Consider the following 26,537-nt stretch of genomic DNA (forward strand, 5'->3'; position numbering starts at 1 on the left):
ACATGGCCGTTGAAGATACCCAACCGCTTATCAGTCATCTGATTGAGCTACGCAAGCGCCTGTTGAACTGCATTATTGCCGTTCTGGCCATTTTTCTGTGCCTGGCGTATTTTTCGAACGACATCTACCAACTGGTCTCTGCTCCGCTGATTAAGCAGATGCCTGCCGGGGCCAGCATGATTGCCACCGATGTGGCATCACCGTTCTTTACGCCGATTAAACTCACCATCATCGTTTCGCTATTCCTTGCCGTGCCGGTGATCCTTTATCAGGTTTGGGCCTTTGTGGCCCCGGCTCTCTATCGGCACGAGCGCAAGCTGGTCATGCCGCTGCTGTTTTCCAGTTCATTCCTATTCTATCTGGGGATGGCTTTCGCCTACTTTGTTGTCTTCCCGTTGGCGTTTGGCTTTTTTGCGAAAACCGCGCCGCAGGGCGTACAGATTGCCACCGACATTAATAACTATCTCGATTTCGTGATGACGTTATTTATGGCGTTTGGCGTGTCGTTTGAAGTACCGATTGCTATCGTACTGCTGTGCTGGACCGGTGTGACTACACCGGAAGATCTCAAGGTGAAGCGTCCCTACGTGTTGGTTGGGGCGTTTGTCGTCGGCATGCTGCTGACGCCACCGGATATATTCTCCCAGACGCTGTTGGCTATTCCGATGTACTGCCTGTTTGAAGTTGGCGTATTTGTCTCGCGTTTCTACGTAGGCAAAAATCGCCGTGATGAGGAACAGGACGAAGGATTGGATTAAGGCAGGGCGAACGGCCGCTGGCAGTACATCTTGAATCTACTAACCGCCCGTCAGGGCGGTTACCGTTTGGAAGAGACTATGTTTGATATTGGGGTAAACCTGACCAGCACCCAGTTTGCGAAAGATCGTGATAAGGTGATAAAACGTGCGCGTGAGGCGGGCGTCAGCGGCATGCTTATCACCGGCACTAATGCGCTAGAAAGTCAGCAGGCACTCAGTCTGGCGCGCCAGCATCCGGACTACTGCTGGTCAACGGCGGGAGTGCATCCTCATCATGCCAGCGAGTGGTCGGGAGAGACCGCAGCGACCCTGCGGCGGCTGGCGGAGAGTCCCCAAATGGTGGCCATCGGCGAGTGCGGCCTTGATTTTAACCGCAATTTTTCAGATCCAGAACAGCAGGCCTACGCCTTTAATGCTCAGCTGGCGCTGGCTGCGGAGCTGTCCCTGCCGGTATTCCTGCACTGCCGTGAAGCCCATGAGCGCTTTATCTCAATCCTCAAACCCTGGCTGCCCAAGCTTAAGGCGGCGGTATTGCACTGCTTTACCGGCACGCGCCCGGAGCTGGAGTCCTGTCTGGCAGAAGGCTTATTCATTGGTATTACAGGCTGGATATGTGATGAGCGGCGCGGACAAGAGCTGCGTGAATTGATGCCGTTGATCCCCGCAGACCGACTGCTGTTGGAAACGGATGCCCCCTGGCTACTGCCGCGAGATATGCGTCCGCGGCCACCCTCAAGGCGCAATGAGCCCTGCTTCTTACCGCATATTGTGCAGCAGGTGGCGTTATTACGTGGGGATGATGCTGGTGAACTCGCGGCGCAAACGGCGTTAAATGCGCGCAGGCTGTTCAATCTTTAGTGTGGTGAGGCACAGGATATGTGCCTTTGACTAAAGGGCTGGCTTACAGCATCTGAACTGTTGATTGGCGACACTGCGCACGACCTGCTTATTTAGCAGGTTTAGCAGTAGCATCGATCGTGCTTCCCCATCCGGTTCGGTGAATATCGCTTTCAGCCCCTCAAATGCCCCTTCAGTGATAATCACGGTATCGCCTACCTGCGGCAATTCAGCGTCGTCAATCGACAGCGCGGGATGTGTTTGCAAAGCGTTGATGACATCCAGCGGTACCGTTGCGGGCTGATTGCCGAAACGCACAAAATGGCTTACGCCACGCGTTGCGCTGATGGTAGTGGTATGGATCGATTCCGGGTCGAATTCAACAAACAGATAATTGGGGAACAGCGGTTCGCTGACCCGCGTAGGTTTACCACGCACCGTTTTCTCTATTGAAACCATTGGGCTTAAACAGTGCACTGCCTGGCGTCCAAGGTGTTCTTGCGCACGCAGCAGCTGGCCTCTTTTGCAGTAAAGTAAATACCAGGATTCCATAACATCACTTCCCAATTATCATGCTCATAAGAATAGCAAAAGCGTTGTCATAGTTATAGCGAGATTGAAGGCAACAGGGGATCGCAAAGCGTGGTAGTTTGTGTTTGCCGGAACGCAAAATTTTTTCAAATTAGCGAAATGCTCATGCCTACACGGCCCTGGAGCGCCTAAACTTACCAACAAAATTAGCCTCTGTCGGTGGATCGGCACTATAATGGCTGACTCACTGGCCGTACTGATGGAAAGTCATGAAATACCACGACTTACGCGACTTCATTTCTCTGCTTGAACAGCGTGGGGAATTAAAACGTATTAAACAAGAGATCGATCCCGATCTGGAAATGACCGAAATTGCCGACCGTACGCTGCGTGCCGGTGGTCCGGCGCTGCTGTTTGAAAACCCGAAAGGTTACAGTATGCCGGTGCTTTGCAATCTGTTTGGCACCCCGGATCGCGTGGCGCTGGGGATGGGCCAGGAAGATGTAAAGGCACTGCGTGACGTGGGAAAACTGCTGGCCTTCTTAAAAGAGCCCGAGCCGCCGCGTGGCTTTCGCGACTTTTTTGATAAAATGCCGCAGTGGAAGCAGGTTTTAAATATGCCGACGAAACGGCTGCGTAATGCCCCCTGCCAACAGCAGATCTGGCAGGGCGATGATGTCGATTTAACCCGTATCCCGGTGATGAAGTGTTGGCCGGGGGATGCTGCTCCGCTGGTAACCTGGGGACTGACCGTAACGCGAGGTCCGTCAAAAGAGCGGCAGAATTTGGGCATCTATCGTCAGCAGGTTATCGGTAAAAACAAACTGATTATGCGCTGGCTTTCCCACCGTGGCGGCGCGCTGGACTTCCAGGAGTGGTGCCAGCAGCATCCGGGGGAACGCTTCCCGGTTTCAGTGGCGCTCGGAGCCGATCCGGCGACCATCCTCGGTGCGGTAACGCCGGTGCCGGATACGCTGTCAGAATATGCCTTTGCCGGGCTGTTACGCGGCACGAAAACCGAAGTGGTAAAGTGCGTCTCAAACGATCTTGAAGTGCCGGCCAGTGCGGAGATTGTGCTGGAAGGCTATATTGAGCCGGGTGAAGTGGCCCCGGAAGGCCCCTACGGTGATCATACCGGCTACTATAATGAAGTAGATGACTTCCCGGTATTTACCGTTACCCATATCACTCAGCGGCGTGATGCGATTTATCATTCGACCTATACCGGGCGTCCGCCGGATGAACCCGCCGTGCTTGGCGTAGCGTTGAATGAGGTCTTTGTACCCATTTTACAAAAACAGTTTCCGGAGATCGTCGACTTCTATCTGCCGCCGGAAGGATGCTCCTATCGCCTGGCGGTAGTGACGATTAAGAAGCAATATGCGGGTCACGCCAAACGCGTCATGATGGGCGTCTGGTCTTTCCTGCGACAGTTTATGTACACCAAATTTGTTATCGTTTGCGATGACGACGTCAATGCGCGTGACTGGAATGATGTCATCTGGGCCATTACTACGCGTATGGATCCGGCTCGTGATACGGTTCTGGTAGAAAACACGCCGATTGACTATCTTGATTTTGCCTCGCCGGTTTCCGGTCTTGGGTCAAAAATGGGTATGGATGCGACGAATAAATGGCCTGGTGAAACGCAACGTGAGTGGGGAACGCCTATCCGTAAGGATCCCGCCGTTGTTGCCCGCATTGATGCAATATGGGATGAGTTAGGCATCTTGAGTGATACACCGGCGCGCTGACGCGCTGATGGTCAAATGATAATGACGACCCGACAGGGGAACGCATGACAACCTTAAGCTGTAAAGTGACCTCAGTAGAGGCTATTACCGATACCGTATACCGTGTCCGCCTGATCCCGGAGGCTGATTTCAGTTTTCGTGCGGGTCAGTATTTGATGGTCGTGATGGACGAAAATGATAAACGTCCGTTTTCGCTGGCCTCCACGCCGATGGAAAAAGACATCATCGAACTGCACATTGGTGCTTCCGATCTGAACCTCTACGCCATGGCGGTGATGGAGCGGATTCAACAGCAGCGCCAGATCACCGTGGATATTCCTCATGGGGATGCGTGGTTACGTGATGAGGGCGATCGTCCTCTGATCCTGATTGCGGGCGGCACCGGTTTTTCCTACGCACGTTCCATTCTTCTGACGGCACTCGCACAACAGCCGGATCGCCACATTGCGATTTACTGGGGCGGACGTGAGCTGAAGCACCTGTATGATTTGGATGAACTGAATGCGTTGGCGATCAAGCATCCGAATCTGAAGGTTGTTCCGGTGGTTGAACAGCCTGAAGAGGGTTTTACGGGTCGAAATGGTACTGTGTTGACGGCGGTAATGCAGGATTATGGCAGTCTTTCCGAGCACGATATTTATATCGCCGGCCGTTTTGAAATGGCAAAAATTGCCCGTGAGCGTTTCTGCGCCGAGCGTGGCGCGCAGGAAGCGCATATGTTTGGTGATGCCTTTGCCTTTATCTGACGGGCAGGGGTAGCCTGGCTGCCCCTGTTTTATTTACGCAGTGATAAAAACCGCCCCTGCCTGAAAGGCGGTAAAAATGTGCGGTTGGACGGTATCAAATTCGTTCAAACACGGTAGCTATCCCCTGACCCAGCCCGATACACATGGTGGCCAGGCCAAACTGTGCGTCGCGCCGTTCCATCAGGTTCAGCAGCGTGGTGCTAATTCGAGCGCCAGAGCAGCCCAGCGGGTGCCCGAGTGCAATGGCACCGCCGTTCAGATTGACCTTCTCGTCAAGTTTATCCATTAATCCCAAATCTTTAATGCACGGCAGCGTCTGTGCGGCAAAAGCTTCATTCAGTTCGAACACGCCGATATCTGCGATGCTTAGCCCGGCGCGTTTTAAAGCCAGCTGAGAGGCGGGAACCGGGCCGTAACCCATAATCGACGGATCGCAGCCAACCACCGCCATGGAGCGGATGCGGGCGCGTGCTTTCAGGCCCTGCTGCCTGGCCTGTGATCCGCTCATTATCAGCATGGCTGCCGCACCGTCGGACAGCGCCGAGCTGCTGCCAGCGGTCACCGTACCGTCAACCGGATCGAAAGCCGGGCGTAATGCCATCAGGCTTTCCACCGTGGTTTCGGGGCGGATCACTTCATCGGCGTCATAGCGCTTAAGCACCCCATCGGCATCATGGCCACAAACGGCGACAATCTCGGCGGCAAAGTGCCCGGCCTGGGTCGCTGCCGCTGCGCGCTGATGGGAGCGGGCGGCAAACCGATCCTGCATTTCACGGCTGATGCCGTGCATCCGCGCCAGCATTTCAGCAGTCAGTCCCATCATTCCGGCAGCTTTGGCAACGTTACGGCTCAGGCCGGGATGAAAATCAACGCCGTGACTCATCGGCACGTGGCCCATATGCTCCACGCCGCCGATCAGACAGGTACGCGCATCACCGACCATAATGGCGCGTGCGGCATCATGCAGCGCCTGCATGGAAGAGCCGCACAAACGATTGACGGTAGTGGCGGGCACAGAATGCGGAATTTCCGCCAGCAGTGCGGCATTACGGGCAATGTTAAACCCCTGTTCCAACGTCTGCTGCACGCAGCCCCAGTAAATATCATCCAGCGTGGCGGGATCGACGGACGGATTGCGGCTCAGCAGGCTGCGCATCAGATGAGCGGAGAGATCTTCAGCCCGCACATGGCGAAATGCGCCGCCTTTCGACCGCCCCATCGGGGTGCGGATGGCATCAACAATGACAACTTTTTCCATTTTGCTTTCCTCACGCGGTTCTTAATAGTGTGTTGTCCAGCGGGGCTGCCGCGGAGTACCAGCTCGCGCCTGCGGCGGCCTTTTCACGTATACTTTCCGGCACCTGATAGAGCGGGCCGAGCGCGGTGAAAGGTTCTGCAAGCGCGAGGTAATTCCCGCTGCCTTGGGTATCCAGATAGCGGAAAGCACCGCCGCGAAAGGGGGGGAAGCCAAGACCATACACCAGCGCCATATCGGCCTCTGCCGGGCTGGCGATCACGCCTTCATCCAGGCATCGCACCACTTCGTTGATCATCGGTATCATCATGCGGGCCACGATATCCTCATCGCTGAACGCACGTTTGGGGCGGCAGACGCTTTGCAGCAGACCATCGATTTCATCGTCGGCGACTTTCTTCAGCTTTCCTTTGCTATCGGTTTCCCAGCGCCAGAATCCCCGCTGATTTTTCTGCCCGTAACGTTTTGCCGCAAACAGGACGTCAACGGCATCGCGGTACTCTTTCTTCATCCGTGCCGGGAATCCTTCTGCCATCACGTTCTGCGCATGATGCGCGGTATCAATGCCCACCACGTCCAGCAACCACGAAGGCCCCATTGGCCAGCCAAACTGTTTTTCCATCACTTTGTCGATCTGGCGGAAGTCAGCCCCATCGCGCAGTAACAGGCTAAAACCAGCAAAGTAGGGGAACAGTACGCGGTTAACAAAGAAGCCGGGACAGTCGTTAACCACAATGGGCGTTTTGCCCATTTTGCTGGCCCAGGCGATCGCTTTGGCGATGGTGGCATCCGCCGTTTTGGCACCACGGATCACTTCAACCAGCGGCATACGTGGTACGGGATTAAAAAAGTGCATGCCGCAGAAATTTTCCGGGCGGGTTAACGTTTCAGCCAGCCTGTCGATCGGAATTGTCGAAGTATTCGAGGCGAGGATGGCATCCGGGCGGATATGACGCTCTGTTTCTGCCAGCACGGTGGCCTTCACCTGCGGATTTTCCACCACCGCTTCGACCACCATATCGACCTGCTCAAAACTGGCATAGTGAAGCGCTGGCTGAATCGTACTCATGATGCTGGCCAGCTCCAGGCCATCAATCTTGCCGCGCGCCAACTGCTTATTGAGCAGCTTTGCGGCTTCGCTCATCCCGAGCATCAGCGCGTTTTCGTTAATGTCTTTCATGATGATGGGGGTGCCTTTGCAGGCAGATTGATAGGCAATGCCGCCGCCCATAATGCCTGCACCCAGCACGGCGGCACGCTCGGGTGCTGCGACGCCTTGCGTCAGTTTTTTTGCTTTGGCCTTCACGGCCTGGTCATTCAGGAAGATGCCAACCAGAGCACGGGCCTCATCAGAGCGCGCCAGCGGCACAAAAGCCGCCGTTTCCAGCTTCAGGGCTTCGTCGCGCCTCAAGCCGGCCGCCGCCTCAATGGTTTTCACGGCGGTAAGCGGGGCCGGATAGTGCTTACCGGCGGTGTGCAGCACCAGCGCTTTGGCGGTGCTGAAACTCATGGCTGCCTCAATTTTGCTTAGTTTCAACGGCTCCAGCTTGAGCTGCCGACGTTCACGCCAGGATAATTTGCCCGCAATGGCTTCTTTCAGCATGGAAACCGCCGCCGCGTGAAGTTTATCCACGCTGACGACGGCATCCACCAGACCCACCTTTAAAGCCTGCATGGCATCAATATCTTTTCCGGCGGCAATAATTTCCAGCGCGCTGTCAGCGCCCAGCAGGCGTGGCAGGCGTACCGAGCCGCCAAAACCCGGCATAATGCCTAATCTGGTTTCCGGCAGGCCAATGCGTGTATCGGTGCTGGCAATACGAAAATCGGTAGCAAGCACACACTCACAACCGCCGCCCAACGCGTAGCCACTGATGGCGGATACCGTTGGCACAGGCAGATCCTCAAGTCGGTTAAAGATGCCGTTAGCAAACGCCAGCCACTGGGTGAGTCGTTCCGCCGGCGCGGCGAAAAGCGACAGAAATTCCATAATATCGGCACCGACGATAAACGCCGATTTGCGCGAGCTGAGCAGCACGCCGCGCAGCCCTGGCTGCTGCTCCAGCACGGAGATGGCTTCGCCCAGGCTGGCAACGGTCTGCGTATCGAGCTTATTCACCGAGCCGGGGGCATCAAAGACCAGCTCGGCTATGCCGTCTTCCAGCCAGTCGAGGGAAAGGGTTTCGCCTTGGTAGAGCATATCTGTCTCCTGAACCGCGATAAGGGGATCTGGTCATACCAGATGATCTGGAGTGTGGGATTGGTGTTAATGATTTGCAAATATTAAGTTGCGTATTTGCCAGCAGGATCACAGCTGCGGCAAAACGGCATACCCCGGCAGGCTGTGGTAAGATGACGGCAATTTCGTAATCACGGAGAGGGATCATGGAGTCGTTAGTAACGCTCTATCAGGAGCATATCAAAACTCTGCAACAGCGGGCCCAGCAGGTCTTGGCGCGCCACAGTCTTGATGCAATGTTGATTCATTCCGGGGAATTACTCACGGTATTCCTTGATGATCACACCTATCCGTTTAAAGTGAATCCACAGTTCAAAGCCTGGGTTCCCGTCACCCAGGTGCCAAACTGCTGGCTGTGGATTGATGGCGTCAACAAGCCTAAGCTGTGGTTCTATTCTCCTGTTGATTACTGGCATGACGTGGAGCCGCTGCCGCAAAGCTTCTGGACGGGCGAAATCGATATTGTCCCGCTGAAAAACGCCGATGATATCGCCCGGCTGTTGCCTACACAGCGCCAGAACGTGGCCTATATTGGCCCGGTGCCCGCGCGTGCTACCCAACTGGGTTTCAACACCGAGGCGATTAATCCTCCGGGCGTCATCGACTTCCTACATTATCATCGTGCGTATAAAACCGGCTATGAACTCTACTGCCTGCGCCAGGCGCAGGTGATCGCAGTCACCGGCCACCGTGCGGCGAAAGAAGCCTTTAAGTCGCGGTTGAGCGAGTTTGACATCAACGTGGCCTACCTTAGCGCCACCGGCCACCGGGATACCGACGTGCCCTACGGCAACATCATCGCGTTAAACGAACACGCGGCGGTGTTACATTACACAAAACTCGACCAGCAGCCGCCCGAAAAGCGCCGCAGTTTCCTGATTGACGCAGGGGCGGAATACCAAGGTTACGCCGCCGATCTCACCCGCAGCTATGCGGCAAGTGAAGGCAGCGATTATGCCCAGCTGATTAAAGATATGAATAAGGAAGAGCTGGAGCTGATAGCCACGATGAAAACGGGCGTACGCTACACTGAATATCATCAGCAGATGCATTACCGCATCGCCAGCCTGCTGCTTAAACATCAGCTGGTCAACGGACTTACTGCGGAAGCAATGGTGAAAGAAAACCTCACCGGGCCATTTATGCCGCATGGTATTGGGCACTCGCTGGGCCTACAGGTGCATGATGTTGCAGGCTTTATGCAGGACGACCGCGGTACGCATCTCGCTGCGCCACAGCAGTATCCTTATCTGCGCTGCACCCGCGTGCTGGAGCCGGGAATGGTGCTGACCATTGAACCGGGGATCTACTTTATCGATTCTCTGCTGGCTCCTTGGCGTGCGGGGAAATTCAGCCAGTATTTTGACTGGGCGAAAATCGATGAGTTGAAGGCTTATGGCGGTATTCGTATCGAAGATAACGTGGTTATCCACAAAAATAGCGTGGAAAACATGACGCGCGATCTTCATCTGGCCTGATGAACGCTTACGATATTCCGGCGGAGCCGTTTAGCCTTAGCGAAGAGATCAAAAAAAGCCGTTTTATCACGCTGCTGGCTCATACTGATGGCCTCGATGAGGCCCGCGCCTTTGTCCAGCAGATCAAGCGGCAGCATCCGGCAGCGCGGCATCACTGCTGGGCATTTGTCGCCGGTGCGCCTGATGATTCGCAGCAGCTGGGCTTCTCCGATGACGGTGAACCGTCCGGTACCGCCGGTAAACCGATACTGGCTCAGCTGATGGGAAGCCATATTGGCGAGATCACGGCGGTGGTCGTGCGTTATTACGGCGGCATTATGCTGGGAACCGGCGGGCTGGTTAAAGCTTACGGCGGCGGTGTCCAGCAGGCGCTGCGCCTGCTGCCTCGCCGGGTCAAAGTTCCCATGCTCACCTTCAGCCTTATCTGCGACTATGGGCAACTGGGTGAAATTGAGCGCCTGGTGGCCCGCTTCGATGGGCAGGTGCTCAACAGTGAGTTTCTGGAAAACATTACTCTCACCCTGGCGCTGCCGCATGCGCAGGTGGCGGGCTTCAGGAAAAATCTGTCCGACTTCAGCCGGGGCGCTCTGCAATTAGTCTCGTTTAAATAATACTTCACGTCAGGAAAGGAACGGCAGAATGCATTTTCGCGCCATTACCCGCATAGTGGGTTTACTGGTCATTTTGTTTTCGGGCACCATGATCGTGCCTGGGCTGGTGGCATTGATTTATCGCGACGGCGCAGGGCGTGCATTCACCCAGACGTTTTTTATGGCGCTGATGATCGGCACATTACTCTGGTGGCCGAACCGTAAAAAGAAGAGTGAGCTGAAGCCGCGCGAAGGGTTTCTTATCGTCGTGCTGTTCTGGACGGTGTTGGGTAGCGTGGGGGCCATGCCGTTTATCTTTACAGAGCAGCCGCACCTCAAGTTGACCGATGCTTTTTTTGAGTCATTTTCCGCTCTGACAACGACGGGGGCGACGACCCTCACAGGGCTGGATACACTGCCGAAAGCGATTCTGTTTTACCGCCAGATGCTGCAATGGCTGGGGGGGATGGGGATTATCGTGCTTGCCGTGGCGATCCTGCCTATCCTCGGCGTTGGGGGAATGCAGCTTTACCGCGCCGAGATGCCCGGCCCACTGAAAGACAACAAGATGCGTCCGCGCATTGCTGAAACGGCGAAAACGTTGTGGCTCATTTATGTTTTGCTGACCGTAGCCTGCGCGCTCGCCCTGTGGCTGGCGGGCATGTCGGCGTTCGATGCGATTGGCCACAGCTTCTCCACTATCGCCATTGGTGGCTTTTCCACCCACGATGCCAGCATTGGCTACTTTAATAGCCCAACCATAAATACCATTATCGCCGTTTTTCTGCTGATCTCCGGCTGCAACTATGGTCTGCACTTCTCATTACTCAGTGGGCGCAATCTGCGCGTTTACTGGCGTGATCCGGAATTCCGCATGTTCATTGGCGTACAGATTACGCTGGTGATAATTTGTACCCTGGTACTGTGGTTCCACGACGTTTATCAAAGCGGTATGCAGACGCTCAACCAGGCTTTTTTCCAGGTGGTTTCAATGGCGACTACCGCCGGATTTACCACTGACAGCATCGCCCGTTGGCCATTATTCCTGCCGGTGTTACTGCTGTGCTCCGCGTTTATCGGCGGCTGTGCTGGTTCTACCGGCGGGGGGCTGAAGGTTATCCGCATTCTGCTATTGTTTAAGCAGGGATCGCGCGAGTTGAAGAGGCTTGTGCACCCCAATGCGGTTTATACCATTAAGCTGGGCAATCGTGCGTTGCCTGAACGTATCCTTGAAGCGGTGTGGGGATTTTTCTCTGCCTATGCGTTGGTCTTTATCCTCAGCATGCTGGCGATTATTGCGACCGGCGTTGATGACTTCTCGGCTTTTGCGGCTGTTGCCGCGACGTTGAATAACCTGGGCCCAGGCTTAGGGGTCGTGGCGGATAACTTCACTTCAATGAATGACACTGCTAAGTGGATCCTGATTTTGACGATGCTGTTCGGGCGTCTTGAAGTCTTTACTTTATTAGTTCTGTTTACGCCAACATTCTGGCGTGAGTAAGCGAGAGTTTAATAATGAAAGCGCTAATTCTATTTTCCAGCCGTGATGGCCAAACCCGCCAGATTGCCTTTTATATTGCTAACCTCCTTAAAGAGCAGCGTGAATGCGATGTTTTCAACATCCAACACGTTGACGATATTGACTGGGCGCAATATGACAGGGTACTGATTGGTGCATCGATCCGTTACGGCCATTTCCAGCCGGTCGTGGCGAAATTTGTCAAACGACATCTCAACGCATTGCAGCAGCGCGCGAGCGGTTTTTTCTCTGTGAACCTGACGGCACGTAAGCCGGAGAAGCGTACGCCGCAGACCAACGCCTATACCCGTAAGTTCCTGCTTCAGTCACCGTGGGAACCTGACTGCTGTGCGGTTTTTGCCGGTGCACTGCGCTATCCGCTATATGGCTTCTTCGATCGCACGATGATTCAGCTGATTATGCGCATGACGAAGGGTGAAACGGATACAAGTAAGGAAATCGAGTACACCGACTGGCAGCAGGTAAGCCGTTTTGCTCATGAATTTGCTGAATTACCCAGCAAACTGTAGTAAAAAAACGCGTTTCGCTGAAAAATAACGCGCACGGTCATTTTTTTGCAATAAACACTTGTCAGCCGTTGAGAACTCCCTATAATGCGCCTCCATCGACACGGAACAACGGCTTACAGGCCAGCGTGTTGAGAGGTTCAGGAAGTTCTGAATCGCCGGAAAAACTTCTCAAAAAGAGGTTGACTCCGAAGGAGGAAAGCGTAGTATACGCCACCTCGCGACAGGAAGCTCCGGCACTGTTCGCACCGCTCTTTAACAATTTATCAGACAATCTGTGTGGGCACTCGCAGGATTGATATCAGACACCTCCGGGTGTCAAAAAAAATATCAAGCCTCATGAGTGAACACATAATGACATTCATTATGACGTTTTACGATTGAGCATCGCTGAACTTGTTTCAGCAAATCGAACTTTTAATTGAAGAGTTTGATCATGGCTCAGATTGAACGCTGGCGGCAGGCCTAACACATGCAAGTCGAACGGTAGCACAGAGAGCTTGCTCTTGGGTGACGAGTGGCGGACGGGTGAGTAATGTCTGGGAAACTGCCCGATGGAGGGGGATAACTACTGGAAACGGTAGCTAATACCGCATAACGTCTACGGACCAAAGTGGGGGACCTTCGGGCCTCACGCCATCGGATGTGCCCAGATGGGATTAGCTAGTAGGTGGGGTAACGGCTCACCTAGGCGACGATCCCTAGCTGGTCTGAGAGGATGACCAGCCACACTGGAACTGAGACACGGTCCAGACTCCTACGGGAGGCAGCAGTGGGGAATATTGCACAATGGGCGCAAGCCTGATGCAGCCATGCCGCGTGTATGAAGAAGGCCTTCGGGTTGTAAAGTACTTTCAGCGGGGAGGAAGGCGATGGGGTTAATAACCCCGTCGATTGACGTTACCCGCAGAAGAAGCACCGGCTAACTCCGTGCCAGCAGCCGCGGTAATACGGAGGGTGCAAGCGTTAATCGGAATTACTGGGCGTAAAGCGCACGCAGGCGGTCTGTCAAGTCGGATGTGAAATCCCCGGGCTCAACCCGGGAACTGCATTCGAAACTGGCAGGCTAGAGTCTTGTAGAGGGGGGTAGAATTCCAGGTGTAGCGGTGAAATGCGTAGAGATCTGGAGGAATACCGGTGGCGAAGGCGGCCCCCTGGACAAAGACTGACGCTCAGGTGCGAAAGCGTGGGGAGCAAACAGGATTAGATACCCTGGTAGTCCACGCCGTAAACGATGTCGACTTGGAGGCTGTTCCCTTGAGGAGTGGCTTCCGGAGCTAACGCGTTAAGTCGACCGCCTGGGGAGTACGGCCGCAAGGTTAAAACTCAAATGAATTGACGGGGGCCCGCACAAGCGGTGGAGCATGTGGTTTAATTCGATGCAACGCGAAGAACCTTACCTGGCCTTGACATCCACGGAATTCGGCAGAGATGCCTTAGTGCCTTCGGGAACCGTGAGACAGGTGCTGCATGGCTGTCGTCAGCTCGTGTTGTGAAATGTTGGGTTAAGTCCCGCAACGAGCGCAACCCTTATCCTTTGTTGCCAGCGATTCGGTCGGGAACTCAAAGGAGACTGCCGGTGATAAACCGGAGGAAGGTGGGGATGACGTCAAGTCATCATGGCCCTTACGGCCAGGGCTACACACGTGCTACAATGGCGCATACAAAGAGAAGCGACCTCGCGAGAGCAAGCGGACCTCATAAAGTGCGTCGTAGTCCGGATCGGAGTCTGCAACTCGACTCCGTGAAGTCGGAATCGCTAGTAATCGTAGATCAGAATGCTACGGTGAATACGTTCCCGGGCCTTGTACACACCGCCCGTCACACCATGGGAGTGGGTTGCAAAAGAAGTAGGTAGCTTAACCTTCGGGAGGGCGCTTACCACTTTGTGATTCATGACTGGGGTGAAGTCGTAACAAGGTAACCGTAGGGGAACCTGCGGTTGGATCACCTCCTTACCTGAAGATACCTTCCGGCGCAGTGTCCACACAGATTGTCTGATGAAAAAGTAACGAGCAGAAAAACCTCTACAGGCTTGTAGCTCAGGTGGTTAGAGCGCACCCCTGATAAGGGTGAGGTCGGTGGTTCAAGTCCACTCAGGCCTACCAAATTCGCACTCATGCGGCGTTATGTACTCGGTCGTTTACTCTAAGTAAACTTCCCTCATACATGCCTTGCCTGAGCACGAATTACATTGTTTTTATTAACGAAAAACAATGTGACTCCTGGTAGAAAAAGGTTTCTGTAAGACCGTATGGGGCTATAGCTCAGCTGGGAGAGCGCCTGCCTTGCACGCAGGAGGTCAGCGGTTCGATCCCGCTTAGCTCCACCATATGGTTTTTCTATTTCAATACTTCAGAGCATACTGTCTAACAGTATGCTGCGAAGTATTATGCTCTTTAATAATCCGGAACAAGCTGAAAATTGAAACGACGTGTCGTATTCATTCTCCGTAATAAGAATGAAATCAACGATACGTTCGAGTCTCTCAAATGCTTACGACCGACACACGTCTTTCGGGACGCTTGTGGGTTGTGAGGTTAAGCGACTAAGCGTACACGGTGGATGCCTAGGCAGTCAGAGGCGATGAAGGGCGTGCTAATCTGCGATAAGCGTCGGTAAGGTGATATGAACCGCAACAACCGACGATACCCGAATGGGGAAACCCAGTGCAATCCGTTGCACTATCATGTCATGAATACATAGTGGCATGAGGCGAACCGGGGGAACTGAAACATCTAAGTACCCCGAGGAAAAGAAATCAACCGAGATTCCCCCAGTAGCGGCGAGCGAACGGGGAACAGCCCAGAACCTGAATCAGTTTGTGCATTAGTGGAAGCGTCTGGAAAGTCGCGCAGTAAAGGGTGACAGCCCCGTACACAAAAATGCACTTGCTGTGAGTTCGATGAGTAGGGCGGGACACGTGACATCCTGTCTGAATATGGGGGGACCATCCTCCAAGGCTAAATACTCCTGACTGACCGATAGTGAACCAGTACCGTGAGGGAAAGGCGAAAAGAACCCCGGCGAGGGGAGTGAAACAGAACCTGAAACCGTGTACGTACAAGCAGTGGGAGCACCTTCGTGGTGTGACTGCGTACCTTTTGTATAATGGGTCAGCGACTTATATTCTGTAGCAAGGTTAACCGTATAGGGGAGCCGCAGGGAAACCGAGTCTTAACTGGGCGTTAAGTTGCAGGGTATAGACCCGAAACCCGGTGATCTAGCCATGGGCAGGTTGAAGGTTGGGTAACACTAACTGGAGGACCGAACCGACTAATGTTGAAAAATTAGCGGATGACCTGTGGCTGGGGGTGAAAGGCCAATCAAACCGGGAGATAGCTGGTTCTCCCCGAAAGCTATTTAGGTAGCGCCTCGTGAACTCATCTCCGGGGGTAGAGCACTGTTTCGGCTAGGGGGCCATCCCGGCTTACCAACCCGATGCAAACTGCGAATACCGGAGAATGTTATCACGGGAGACACACGGCGGGTGCTAACGTCCGTCGTGAAGAGGGAAACAACCCAGACCGCCAGCTAAGGTCCCAAAGTCATGGTTAAGTGGGAAACGATGTGGGAAGGCACAGACAGCCAGGATGTTGGCTTAGAAGCAGCCATCATTTAAAGAAAGCGTAATAGCTCACTGGTCGAGTCGGCCTGCGCGGAAGATGTAACGGGGCTAAACCATGCACCGAAGCTGCGGCAGCGACGCTTATGCGTTGTTGGGTAGGGGAGCGTTCTGTAAGCCGTCGAAGGTGTGCTGTGAGGCATGCTGGAGGTATCAGAAGTGCGAATGCTGACATAAGTAACGATAAAGCGGGTGAAAAGCCCGCTCGCCGGAAGACCAAGGGTTCCTGTCCAACGTTAATCGGGGCAGGGTGAGTCGACCCCTAAGGCGAGGCCGAAAGGCGTAGTCGATGGGAAACGGGTTAATATTCCCGTACTGGGCGTTACTGCGAAGGGGGGACGGAGAAGGCTATGTTAGCCGGGCGACGGTTGTCCCGGTTTAAGCGTGTAGGCTTGAGTTCCAGGCAAATCCGGAACTCTTTAAGGCTGAGGCGTGATGACGAGGCACTACGGTGCTGAAGTAACAAATGCCCTGCTTCCAGGAAAAGCCTCTAAGCATCAGGTAACGACCAATCGTACCCCAAACCGACACAGGTGGTCAGGTAGAGAATACCAAGGCGCTTGAGAGAACTCGGGTGAAGGAACTAGGCAAAATGGTGCCGTAACTTCGGGAGAAGGCACGCTGGCGCGTAGGTGAAGCGACAAGCTCGTGGAGCCGAAGCCAGTCGAAGATACCAGCTGGCTGCAACTGTTTATTAAAAACACAGCACTGTGCAAACACGAAAGTGGACGTATACGGTGTGACGCCTGCCCGGTGCCGGAAGGTTAATTGATGGGGTTATCCGCAAGGAGAAGCTCTTGATCGAAGCCCCGGTAAACGGCGGCCGTAACTATAACGGTCCTAAGGTAGCGAAATTCCTTGTCGGGTAAGTTCCGACCTGCACGAATGGCGTAATGATGGCCAGGCTGTCTCCACCCGAGACTCAGTGAAATTGAACTCGCTGTGAAGATGCAGTGTACCCGCGGCAAGACGGAAAGACCCCGTGAACCTTTACTACAGCTTGACACTGAACATTGAGCCTTGATGTGTAGGATAGGTGGGAGGCTTCGAAGCGTGGACGCCAGTCTGCGTGGAGCCAACCTTGAAATACCACCCTTTAACGTTTGATGTTCTAACCTGGCGCCGTGATCCGGCGTGGGGACAGTGTCTGGTGGGTAGTTTGACTGGGGCGGTCTCCTCCTAAAGAGTAACGGAGGAGCACGAAGGTCAGCTAATCACGGTCGGACATCGTGAGGTTAGTGCAATGGCATAAGCTGGCTTGACTGCGAGAGTGACGGCTCGAGCAGGTGCGAAAGCAGGTCATAGTGATCCGGTGGTTCTGAATGGAAGGGCCATCGCTCAACGGATAAAAGGTACTCCGGGGATAACAGGCTGATACCGCCCAAGAGTTCATATCGACGGCGGTGTTTGGCACCTCGATGTCGGCTCATCACATCCTGGGGCTGAAGTAGGTCCCAAGGGTACGGCTGTTCGCCGTTTAAAGTGGTACGCGAGCTGGGTTTAGAACGTCGTGAGACAGTTCGGTCCCTATCTGCCGTGGGCGCTGGAAGATTGAGAGGGGTTGCTCCTAGTACGAGAGGACCGGAGTGAACGCACCGCTGGTGTTCGGGTTGTCATGCCAATGGCATTGCCCGGTAGCTAAGTGCGGAAAAGATAAGCGCTGAAAGCATCTAAGCGCGAAACTTGCCTCGAGATGAATCTTCCCTGACTCCTTGAGAGTCCTGAAGGGACGTTGAAGACTACGACGTTGATAGGCCGGGTGTGTAAGCGCAGCGATGCGTTGAGCTAACCGGTACTAATGACCCGTGAGGCTTAACCTTACAACGCCAGAAGCGTTCTGGGTTGTGTTGAGAGACGCAAAGATATTTTCAGCTTGTACCGGATAAAAGAATTAGCGGAAACGAAAGATTTTGCGCTGGGCCAACGCGGCACCAGTGAAAAAGATTCGTTTCGTGCACAAAGAATTTGCCTGGCGGCTGTAGCGCGGTGGTCCCACCTGACCCCATGCCGAACTCAGAAGTGAAACGCCGTAGCGCCGATGGTAGTGTGGGGTCTCCCCATGCGAGAGTAGGGAACTGCCAGGCATCAAATATATAAGGGCGATATCAATGTCGCCTTTTAAAATTAAGTGTGCTGATATGGCTCAGTTGGTAGAGCGCACCCTTGGTAAGGGTGAGGTCCCCAGTTCGACTCTGGGTATCAGCACCAGTAAAATTAAATGAGTTCGGTAAATAAAGAATTTGCCTGGCGGCTGTAGCGCGGTGGTCCCACCTGACCCCATGCCGAACTCAGAAGTGAAACGCCGTAGCGCCGATGGTAGTGTGGGGTCTCCCCATGCGAGAGTAGGGAACTGCCAAGCATCAAATAAAGCAAAAGGCCATCCTTCGGGGTGGCCTTTTTGCGTTATTTAACCCGAAAACTCCGCCAAAGCCCTGCCTGTTTCCGGGAAAAGCCGCACTCAATGAGCGGCAAATAAAACTTCCGCCATTTCTGACGGAAGTTTTGTAAGCTACGGGAGAATGAGAGAGGGAGTTAGTGAATAACTTGCGAGAGGAAAGCGCGAGTACGTTCGGACTCAGGGTTGGCAAAAAACCGCTCTGGCGGAGCCTGTTCAACGATTTCACCGCGATCCATAAAGATCACACGGTCGGCGACGGTGCGGGCAAAGCCCATTTCATGGGTAACACACAGCATTGTCATACCGTCTTCCGCAAGGCCAATCATGGTATCCAGCACTTCTTTAACCATCTCTGGATCCAGCGCGGAGGTGGGTTCATCAAACAGCATGATTTTTGGTTTCATACACAGAGAGCGAGCGATTGCTACGCGCTGCTGCTGTCCACCCGATAGCTGACCGGGAAACTTATGCGCGTGTTCAGCAATACGTACGCGTTCCAGATAATGCATTGCCAGCTCTTCAGCTTCCTTCTTCGGCGTTTTGCGCACCCAAATGGGGGCAAGCGTACAGTTCTGTAATACGCTCAAGTGCGGGAACAGGTTGAAATGTTGGAACACCATCCCGACTTCAGTACGCACACGTTCGATGTTGCGTAGATCGTTATTCAGCAGGGTTCCGTCGACAACAATACGCCCCTGTTGATGCTCTTCCAAATGATTGATACAGCGTATCGTGGTCGATTTTCCAGAACCGGAAGGCCCGCAGAGAACGATACGTTCACGAGGCTTAACCTGCAGGTTTATATCCTTCAGAACGTGGAACTGGCCATACCATTTGTTAACGTTCTCAAGCGTTATCATCATCGCGTTGTCATTTTTCATATTATTAACCTTAGTGCGGTGTACGCCCGGTGTGGAAGCGCTGCTCCAGATGCTGGCTGTAGCGCGACATACTAAAACAGAAGATCCAATAGATAAGGGCTGCGAAAACATAGCCTTCGGTGGACATGCCCAGCCAGGCCGGGTCAACGGTAGCCTGCTGCACGCTGCTGAACAGATCGAACAGACCGATAATGATCACCAGACTGGTATCTTTAAACAGGGCAATAATAGTATTCACCAGCCCCGGTATCACCAGCTTCAATGCCTGAGGCAGGATCACCAGCCCCTGTGTTTTCCAGTAACCTAACGCCAGCGATTCAGCGGCCTCGTACTGACCTTTCGGCAGCGCCTGCAGCCCACCACGTACCACTTCCGCTACATAGGCAGACTGAAACAGGATCACGCCAACCAAAGCACGTATTAGCTTATCAATGGAGCTGCCTTCTGCCATAAATAGCGGTAGCATCACCGAGGACATAAACAGGACGGTGATAAGCGGAACCCCACGCCAGAACTCAATGAATAATACGCACAGGGTACGCACAACCGGCATTTGCGATCGTCTGCCCAGAGCCAGCAGAACGCCGGTGGGCAATGCACCAGCAATACCCACCGCAGCAATAATCAGCGTCAGGGTCAGACCGCCCCACTGGCGGGTTTCCACGCGCTCCAGCCCCAGTAAGCCGCCGTACATCAGCAGCCATACCAGCAGGGGATAAACCACCGCCCAGCCAATAATATAACTGCCACGGCGCGGTAGATTTTTCAGGAACATCGGAACAATTGACAGCAGGCCGACGATTAGAGCCAGATTGATGCGCCAACGCAGCTCATGTGGATAAAGCCCATACATCAGCTGACCAAAGCGCGCATGGATAAACACCCAGCATGCCCCCTCTTTGCTACAGTCTGTGCGCGTATCGCCTGTCCAGTTGGCCTGAAATACCAACCAGTTAAGTGCAGGGGGAAGTGCTTCCCACATAATCCAAAGGCATAACAGCGTCAGCAAAGAATTACCGATGCTTGAGAAGAGATTTTTTCTGGCCCATGCGATAGAACGTGAAAGCGTATTGTGATTAGCGGTTGACGTTTCATGAGTGATAAAAGTCATAATATTCTCTTCTCTAGCGCTCAATCAGGGCGATTTTGCGGTTGTAGATGTTCATTAACAGCGAAATCGACAGGCTAATGATGAGATAAACCCCCATAGTGATAGCGATGGTTTCAATCGCCTGTCCCGTCTGGTTGAGCACCGTACCGGCAAACAGCGACACCATATCGGGATAGCCGATTGCCGCAGCCAATGAGGAATTTTTGACAACATTGAGATACTGACTGGTTAGCGGGGGAATAATGACGCGCATCGCCTGCGGAATAATTACCTGACGCAGCGTGGCCGCATGCGGTAAGCCGAGAGAAGATGCTGCTTCATGCTGACCGTGTGGTACTGACTGGATCCCAGAGCGTATGACCTCGGCAATAAACGTAGAGGTATAGATCGACAACGCCAGCGTCAGCGCAGCCAGCTCCGGGATTAGGACAAATCCGCCACGGAAATTAAATCCGCGCAGCTGCGGGACATCCCAGTGCATCGGGCTGCCTGCCAGCAGAAAAGCCACTAGCGGAAACATAACCAGCGTGGCAACGGCGGCGGGCCAAGTCCTGCGCTGTCGCCCGGTTTTCAGCTGATACTGCTTGTTATAACGAAACAGCACGGTCGTGACAGCTATTGCCAGCAGCAGGGCAAGCAGGAAGGGCACGGTTCCAGCGGCATATTCAGGCCACGGAACGTATAGTCCACGATTACTGACAAAAGCCAGGTCGAAGGCATTCAGCGCCTGGCGTGGTCCCGGAAGATTGCGCAGCACCGCAAAGTACCAGAAGAAGATCTGCAAAAGCGGTGGAATATTGCGGAAAGTCTCGACGTAGACAGTGGACAGTTTACGCAATAGCCAGTTGTCTGACAGGCGCGCCAGGCCGACAAAAAAGCCCAGTAATGAAGCGAAAAAGATACAGAGCGCGGAGACCAGCAGGGTGTTGGTTAACCCAACCAGAAATACGCGCGCATAGCTATCTCCTTCCGTGTAATCAATGAGATGCTGGACGATGCCGAAGCCAGCGCTACGTTCAAGGAAACCAAATCCGGAGGTAATGCCACGGCTGGCAAGATTATTGATGGTGTTGTGGATCAGATAACCAGCCACCATAAGGACCGCGACGACCGCCACAATCTGGAAAAGCCAGGCGCGCACCGCAGGATGACCAAGGGAAAATTCCCTTTTTACGGCTGGGCGTGGAGACATGATAAAACCTCAGTGACGAATATTCGGGGGTGGGCACCGGGATCCCGGTGCCCGCTAATCGGAGGTGTTAGCGTACTGGCGGTGCGTACTGAATACCGCCATTGTTCCACAGTGCATTCTGGCCGCGGGCAATTTTCAGCTGACTGTCTTTTCCGACGTTACGGTCAAAGACTTCCTGATAGTTACCCACTTGCTTAATGATGTTATAAGCCCATTTGTTATCCAGCTTCAGATCTTTACCGAAATCACCTTCAGCACCGAGCAGATGTGACATATCCGGGTTGGATGGTTTCGCCGACAGGCTATCGACATTTTTCGAGGTGATCCCCATCTCTTCGGCATTCAGCATGGCGTACAGTGACCATTTGACGATGGTAAACCAGTCATTATCATCGCGGCGCACCACCGGGCCCAGTGGCTCTTTCGAAATCACCTCCGGCAGCACGATAAAGTCGTCTGGTTTGCCCAGTTTGATACGCAACGCATACAGCTGGGACTGGTCGGAAGCCAGGGTATCGCAGCGACCGCTGTCCAGCGCTTTTGCCGATTCGTCAGAACGGTCGAAGGTTACCGGGGTGTACTGCATTTTGTTTGCTTTGAAATAGTCGGCGACGTTCAGTTCGGTATCAGTACCGGCCTGAATACAGACGGTTGCGCCGTCCAGCTCTTTCGCGCTTTTCAGTCCTGCTTTCTGGTGGGTTAAGAAGCCGATGCCGTCGTAGTAGTTCACGCCAGCGAAAATAAAGCCCATACCGCCGTCACGCGAGGAGGTCCAGGTGGTGTTACGCGAAAGAATGTCCACTTCACCGGACTGCAAAGCGGTAAAGCGTTCTTTGGCCGTTAGCGGGGTATATTTCACTTTCCCTGCATCACCCAGCACTGCCGCAGCGGCAGCGCGGCAGACGTCGACATCGATGCCGCTAAATTTACCGCTGGCATCGGCGTAGGAAAAGCCTGGCAGTCCGTCACTGATACCGCACTGGACGAAGCCTTTCTTTTTTATCGCATCCAGCGTAGTGCCGGCATGTGCCTGATTAGCAATCGAAAACAGTGCTGCGGCGCTAACCAGCGTGGAGAGCATCATCTTTTTCATAAAGCATCCTGTGTGGCAATTTCATTTATTATTTTTGGCGTACGCTTTGGTGCGCTTTGCCTGTCTGTAGCCGAAGCCATTTACAACAGTGCAAGGAGGATGCCAGAGTTGCAGTACCCTGAACTTATTAGAAACTTTAGATGTTTAATGAAGATGGTTTGAAGCCTGGCCTGATGGCTTGCACCAATAAAGGGCGAAATCAGTGGGAAAGAGCAGAAGCAGTGCGAATCGTTTCAGCTGCGGCAAGTCACGCGCAACATGGCATAACAGAAGAGTAAAAATGGGGAGCTTTGGGGGGCAGCGCCCGCAGGCGCTGAAGGGAAAGCAGGGTTGGTTAATATAATGAGCTGGCGCCGGCCGGGCGTGTTTTAAAGCGGCGATGGAGCCACATATATTGATTCGGTGCGCGCATAATTTCGCGCTCAATGACCCGGTTCATATACTCAGCAGCCTGCTGCTCGCTTTCGATAGGGTAATCCTTCAGCTCTGGCTGGATCACCAGCTCATACCCGCTTCCGTCCTCATTACGCACCAAAACGACGGTGATCAGCGCGGGTTTGGCCATTCGTGCCAGCATCCAGGTTCCACTGGTGGTAGCCGCTTCTGGAACGGCAAACAGCGGGGCAAAGACGCTGCCTTTCGGGCCGTAATCCTGATCAGGAGCAAACCAGACGGCTTCACCCTGCTTCAGCGCTTGTACCATGCCACGAAGGTCACGCCGGTTGATCATGGCCTTATTGGAACGCATGCGACCTTTTGTCTGCACCCATTCCATCAGTTTATTATTGTGCGGGCGATACATCGCCATCATTGGCTGGCACATGCCCATCGTGCGGCCGCCCAGCTCAAGTGACATGAAGTGCACGCCGATAATCAATGCCCCACGGCCGTTCGCCTGTGCAGCCTGTAGGTTATGGAGACCCTTAACGCTAAACCAGCGCTTTACCCGGCGGTCTGACCAGAACCAGGCCATGCCGGTTTCCAGTAATCCCATACCAAGTGATTCGAAATTACCGATAATGCGGCGTTCCAGATGCTCTCTATCCATCTCGGGGAAACAGAGCTCAAGATTACGGCGTGCAATAGAAACGCGGCGTTTCATAAAACGCATGGAGGTGCGTCCCATCCAGGTGCCCAGCTTGTGCAACAGCGGGTAGGGTAGCTGAACCAGCAGAAATAAGACGCCCACGCCAAACCAGGTTAACCAGTAGCGCGGATGCAGAAAGCTTCTGTGGAAATTCTGTGACTGCTTCATAAATACTCATTCAGACGTTGAGAGTTAGAGAACCTGTAACGCATCATGAAGCCAATCAGTTGCGGTACAATGACTCAGACACCCGTTCAGGACTATGGTTTAGCCGCTTTCTACTCTTGACGAAAAATTTACACTCGCGGGAGGTACGTGCAGCGTAGTAGAGATGGTGAGGGCTCTGCGAAGAGATGTCCATAACGGGCTATTTTATACATAAGATACCGATTCTGCTTTACGAGATTAACAGGTATTTTCTTAAAACAGCGTTTTGTAGTATTGATGTATTTTTGCCGCCAGCTTCATCCACTTTCTGTACGGATAATAAAAAAGCGCCTGTCCGAAGGAATAAGCGCTTTAAAACAACTTGATAGTCGGGATGGAACCAGCCCATATATTGCACCATGATAGCACGGTACAGGCTTAAAGTTGTTGCAGGTATTTGTTTTAAAATCAAACCATTGATAAAAAATCGCAGCTCCTTTGGACAGACATCAGACATCAGACATCAGACATCAGACATCAGACATCAGACATCAGACATCAGGCATCAGGCATCAGGCATCAGGCATCAGACATCAGACATCAGACATCAGACATCAGACATCAGACATCAGGTTCAGCGTTCAGGCGCATATGACCGCCAGCCGGGGTTGCCGGAATTTTTTTCGTTGAACTGTTTTGACCTATCCCTCCAGCGGGGCGCTGGCTCTATGATTGGGTGGATGGTAAGCGAGATTGTGTCATTGCCGGTTGTTGATACCTTCACTCCAATAACGGAGACAGGTAAAATCTGGACGGAAAGAGACTCCGGGCGCTCGTTGCTGAACTGGCTACAGGACTTAAAGCTGGAGGAGATCTCAATCAGTTATTCCCCGAGCTGACGAGGGACATGGCGTCGAACACACCTTTGAAACGAAGCTGATAAAGAAAAACCAGGCGCGTATCACACAGATGGACAACCAGATTTTATCCCTGTAGGCCAAAGGTATGAGCCCGCAGGAAAGCTTTGCCGCTCTCAAGAATAATCCGTGGCTACGTTGTCCCTGATGCCTGGCATATTAAAATGACTCTCATCATAGATGGCCCCGTCGCTTTTTCCTGGCATCCACGAGATTTAGCCTTTGTACGCAGTCAATCTAGCAATAACAGATACATTACTTAACTTTTTTTGAGCATACATAAAGAGGGGCTCCTTTTTCGGTAATAATAATGTCATCGTTTTTTGTCTTGAGTATTAATGGATAGTATCTTAAACCAGATGAAAACTGTTTATTCCACATAGCCTCATCAGGAACGTTATCGCCAGGTTTTTTTACCATATCAAGTAGCTCCACTGTCATTATTCCATCCTTGTTATCATCATATACGGAAAACGTGATATCTCTGTCAATGTGATATTTTTTTTTGGCCGGCAAGCATGGCACCCCTATACGCTATAGAACCGATATTATCATTGTCGATAAAAAGCTGAAGACTGGTATGAATAGAGCTTGATGGATAAAAACTATCGATATGTGAAATACAGTAGAAAGCGTTTGAACGCTTAGTGCTATAGATAATGGCAGCACAAGAAAAAACAATCGATGCAATTAGTAGAAGGCTAGATTTTTTGATTATCATATTTTACTCAAGTGTTTCATTAATAGTTTCACATTTTTTTACTTCAGAGTTTTTTATCACGCTACAAACACCTATGAAATAACTTCTGACATCACCCGATCTTTTTAGTGTAGTTTGAAAATAGATATTTTTTTTCACATTATCACAATTTATATTATGTTCATTTAGTTTATTTATTATGCTTTTCTGAAAGCTATCATTATTTGATGCGACCCCTAATGAAAGAGTGTGGCTAAATATCGCACAGGTTCCATAATTGAAAACAGGGTCGTCTACAGAATTTTTATGGGCACGTTTTCTTCTAAGTTAAAAAGAAATATTGCCAAAGATGAGAGTATTAATGCCAATGAAATTTTTACTTTCACGCCAGTGTTAGACTTTAATCGGTAAATAGAGCTGATTTTTTTTTCTTCCTCTTCCCCCGGCTTTTCTTCTGCTAATGGTTCTATTTCAGTCTCCGTACGTGTTTCTTTTTTTTCTTCGGCATTACCTCCTTTTTCTAAAGCATCAACCAGCGCTTCCAGCCTGAGTCCAACTTTAGGGACTGTCACCAGAATAGATTCACCACCATTTAAAGATGAAAAGGATTTTCTGAGTTCGCTTATCGCCATATAGAGATTGTTATTGGAAGGGGTGTAGCCGTAATCCTCCCATACCGTTTTGAGTAAATAGTCTCTGGTTACAACAACGTTAAGATGATTGATAAGCGTCAATAACAGCCTGCTGGCAGGTTTTGAAAGTACTATGCTGTTGTCCTGCTCATTGATGATTGCAAGCTCATTGGTGTCAGGATAAAACTTTATAGTCTTATTCAAAATGAAATACATGCGAATCTTCCTGTTCATTTTTTTGTGGTTTTTCCCGATTTTTATCCCTCATAAGCCTATCCTGTCAAGTTTCATCGAAAATAGATAATTTTTTTAAGATATGGCTACAGGTTTTCCATCTTTCTAGTTTTGCTTTATTCTGTTCTTTTGGTTTTTAATTTCTTTATTTCTACTTATATCAGAATAAAAATCTATATTAATTTGTTTTTTAAAAACAAATGACTGTCTTGGTTTTTTCCGAGTAAAGTGTCTCTCATCGCAACAACGGGGCAGATATGTATGTTGAAGCTTCACATAGTTGTTG

At 52.3% G+C, this 26,537-nt stretch carries 19 protein-coding genes, 3 tRNA genes and 4 rRNA genes; 15 read left to right on the forward strand and 11 right to left on the reverse strand.

Features of this window, described 5'->3' with window-relative positions; translation table 11 throughout:
- Positions 1-2: 2 nt before the first annotated feature.
- Together tatC and tatD are read left to right on the forward strand one after the other, a co-directional pair.
- Positions 3-758 (forward strand): Sec-independent protein translocase subunit TatC, encoded by a 756-nt coding sequence (tatC, locus tag ETA_RS02280; protein ID WP_012440006.1) that lies wholly within the window; start codon positions 3-5, stop codon positions 756-758.
- A 78-nt stretch (positions 759-836) separates the two neighbouring features.
- On the forward strand, positions 837-1,616 hold the full coding sequence (tatD, locus tag ETA_RS02285) for a 3'-5' ssDNA/RNA exonuclease TatD (protein WP_012440007.1): 780 nt from the start codon (positions 837-839) through the stop codon (positions 1,614-1,616).
- 30 nt (positions 1,617-1,646) lie between these two features.
- Here tatD and rfaH read toward each other — a convergent pair whose 3' ends face one another.
- Positions 1,647-2,147, reverse strand: coding sequence for a transcription/translation regulatory transformer protein RfaH (rfaH, locus tag ETA_RS02290; protein WP_012440008.1), 501 nt, complete (start codon positions 2,145-2,147; stop codon positions 1,647-1,649).
- Positions 2,148-2,395: 248 nt separating this feature from the next.
- Between rfaH and ubiD the strand changes: the two genes are divergently transcribed.
- Positions 2,396-3,880 (forward strand): 4-hydroxy-3-polyprenylbenzoate decarboxylase, encoded by a 1,485-nt coding sequence (ubiD, locus tag ETA_RS02295; RefSeq protein ID WP_012440009.1) that lies wholly within the window; start codon positions 2,396-2,398, stop codon positions 3,878-3,880.
- 44 nt (positions 3,881-3,924) lie between these two features.
- Positions 3,925-4,626 carry an NAD(P)H-flavin reductase gene (gene fre, locus ETA_RS02300; RefSeq protein ID WP_012440010.1) on the forward strand — a complete coding sequence of 234 codons (702 nt, stop codon included), beginning with the start codon at positions 3,925-3,927 and terminating at the stop codon, positions 4,624-4,626.
- A gap of 94 nt (positions 4,627-4,720) precedes the next feature.
- Here the strand turns inward: fre and fadA are convergent, their stop codons facing one another.
- Positions 4,721-5,884 (reverse strand): acetyl-CoA C-acyltransferase FadA, encoded by a 1,164-nt coding sequence (fadA, locus tag ETA_RS02305; RefSeq protein WP_012440011.1) that lies wholly within the window; start codon positions 5,882-5,884, stop codon positions 4,721-4,723.
- A 10-nt stretch (positions 5,885-5,894) separates the two neighbouring features.
- Positions 5,895-8,081 (reverse strand): fatty acid oxidation complex subunit alpha FadB, encoded by a 2,187-nt coding sequence (gene fadB / locus ETA_RS02310; protein WP_012440012.1) that lies wholly within the window; start codon positions 8,079-8,081, stop codon positions 5,895-5,897.
- Positions 8,082-8,266: 185 nt separating this feature from the next.
- Here fadB and pepQ point away from each other — a divergent pair, with 185 nt between their 5' ends.
- The 11 genes from pepQ to rrf (ETA_RS02365) all read left to right on the forward strand — a co-directional run bounded on the left by pepQ (position 8,267) and on the right by rrf (ETA_RS02365) (position 18,218).
- Positions 8,267-9,598 carry a Xaa-Pro dipeptidase gene (pepQ, locus tag ETA_RS02315; RefSeq protein ID WP_012440013.1) on the forward strand — a complete coding sequence of 444 codons (1,332 nt, stop codon included), beginning with the start codon at positions 8,267-8,269 and terminating at the stop codon, positions 9,596-9,598.
- On the forward strand, positions 9,598-10,209 hold the full coding sequence (locus tag ETA_RS02320) for an IMPACT family protein (protein WP_012440014.1): 612 nt from the start codon (positions 9,598-9,600) through the stop codon (positions 10,207-10,209). Before pepQ ends, ETA_RS02320 begins: the two co-directional genes overlap by 1 nt.
- 28 nt (positions 10,210-10,237) lie before the next feature.
- Positions 10,238-11,689: a Trk system potassium transporter TrkH gene (gene trkH / locus ETA_RS02325; protein WP_012440015.1), complete on the forward strand. Its 1,452-nt coding sequence runs from the start codon at positions 10,238-10,240 to the stop codon at positions 11,687-11,689.
- A gap of 14 nt (positions 11,690-11,703) precedes the next feature.
- Complete coding sequence (gene hemG / locus ETA_RS02330; protein WP_012440016.1) at positions 11,704-12,237, forward strand: menaquinone-dependent protoporphyrinogen IX dehydrogenase; 534 nt, start codon at positions 11,704-11,706, stop codon at positions 12,235-12,237.
- A 415-nt stretch (positions 12,238-12,652) separates the two neighbouring features.
- A 16S ribosomal RNA gene (locus ETA_RS02335) occupies positions 12,653-14,192 on the forward strand.
- 73 nt (positions 14,193-14,265) lie between these two features.
- Positions 14,266-14,342, forward strand: a tRNA-Ile gene (locus ETA_RS02340).
- 148 nt (positions 14,343-14,490) lie between these two features.
- Positions 14,491-14,566 (forward strand) — tRNA-Ala (locus ETA_RS02345).
- 206 nt (positions 14,567-14,772) lie between these two features.
- Positions 14,773-17,679: ribosomal RNA gene (locus tag ETA_RS02350) — 23S ribosomal RNA — on the forward strand.
- A gap of 148 nt (positions 17,680-17,827) precedes the next feature.
- Positions 17,828-17,943, forward strand: a 5S ribosomal RNA gene (gene rrf / locus ETA_RS02355).
- Between the two features lie 48 nt (positions 17,944-17,991).
- Positions 17,992-18,067 (forward strand) — tRNA-Thr (locus tag ETA_RS02360).
- A 35-nt stretch (positions 18,068-18,102) separates the two neighbouring features.
- A 5S ribosomal RNA gene (gene rrf, locus ETA_RS02365) occupies positions 18,103-18,218 on the forward strand.
- The 16S, 23S and 5S rRNA genes sit together here with 3 tRNA genes alongside, the layout of an rRNA operon.
- A 173-nt stretch (positions 18,219-18,391) precedes the next feature.
- On the opposite strand, the gene ETA_RS02370 is transcribed toward rrf (ETA_RS02365), so the two are convergent.
- From ETA_RS02370 to ETA_RS18650, 8 genes are all read right to left on the reverse strand, one after another.
- A complete protein-coding gene (locus tag ETA_RS02370) occupies positions 18,392-19,138 on the reverse strand; it encodes an amino acid ABC transporter ATP-binding protein (protein ID WP_012440017.1) in 747 nt (248 codons plus the stop codon).
- 10 nt (positions 19,139-19,148) lie between these two features.
- A complete protein-coding gene (locus ETA_RS02375) occupies positions 19,149-20,249 on the reverse strand; it encodes an amino acid ABC transporter permease (RefSeq protein ID WP_012440018.1) in 1,101 nt (366 codons plus the stop codon).
- 13 nt (positions 20,250-20,262) lie between these two features.
- Positions 20,263-21,441 (reverse strand): amino acid ABC transporter permease, encoded by a 1,179-nt coding sequence (locus ETA_RS02380; protein ID WP_012440019.1) that lies wholly within the window; start codon positions 21,439-21,441, stop codon positions 20,263-20,265.
- Positions 21,442-21,508: 67 nt separating this feature from the next.
- On the reverse strand, positions 21,509-22,534 hold the full coding sequence (locus ETA_RS02385) for an amino acid ABC transporter substrate-binding protein (protein ID WP_012440020.1): 1,026 nt from the start codon (positions 22,532-22,534) through the stop codon (positions 21,509-21,511).
- 334 nt (positions 22,535-22,868) lie between these two features.
- On the reverse strand, positions 22,869-23,789 hold the full coding sequence (lpxP, locus tag ETA_RS02390) for a kdo(2)-lipid IV(A) palmitoleoyltransferase (RefSeq protein WP_012440021.1): 921 nt from the start codon (positions 23,787-23,789) through the stop codon (positions 22,869-22,871).
- Positions 23,790-24,018: 229 nt separating this feature from the next.
- Positions 24,019-24,285, reverse strand: a complete 267-nt coding sequence (locus tag ETA_RS19820) for a hypothetical protein (protein ID WP_012440022.1) — start codon at positions 24,283-24,285, stop codon at positions 24,019-24,021.
- 655 nt (positions 24,286-24,940) lie between these two features.
- Positions 24,941-25,126, reverse strand: a complete 186-nt coding sequence (locus ETA_RS02400) for a hypothetical protein (RefSeq protein WP_042958546.1) — start codon at positions 25,124-25,126, stop codon at positions 24,941-24,943.
- Positions 25,127-25,678: 552 nt separating this feature from the next.
- Positions 25,679-26,233: a winged helix-turn-helix domain-containing protein gene (locus ETA_RS18650; RefSeq protein ID WP_049778736.1), complete on the reverse strand. Its 555-nt coding sequence runs from the start codon at positions 26,231-26,233 to the stop codon at positions 25,679-25,681.
- Between the last annotated feature and the right edge of the window lie 304 nt (positions 26,234-26,537).

It is taken from the genome of Erwinia tasmaniensis Et1/99 (assembly GCF_000026185.1).
Taxonomy (GTDB): domain Bacteria; phylum Pseudomonadota; class Gammaproteobacteria; order Enterobacterales; family Enterobacteriaceae; genus Erwinia; species Erwinia tasmaniensis.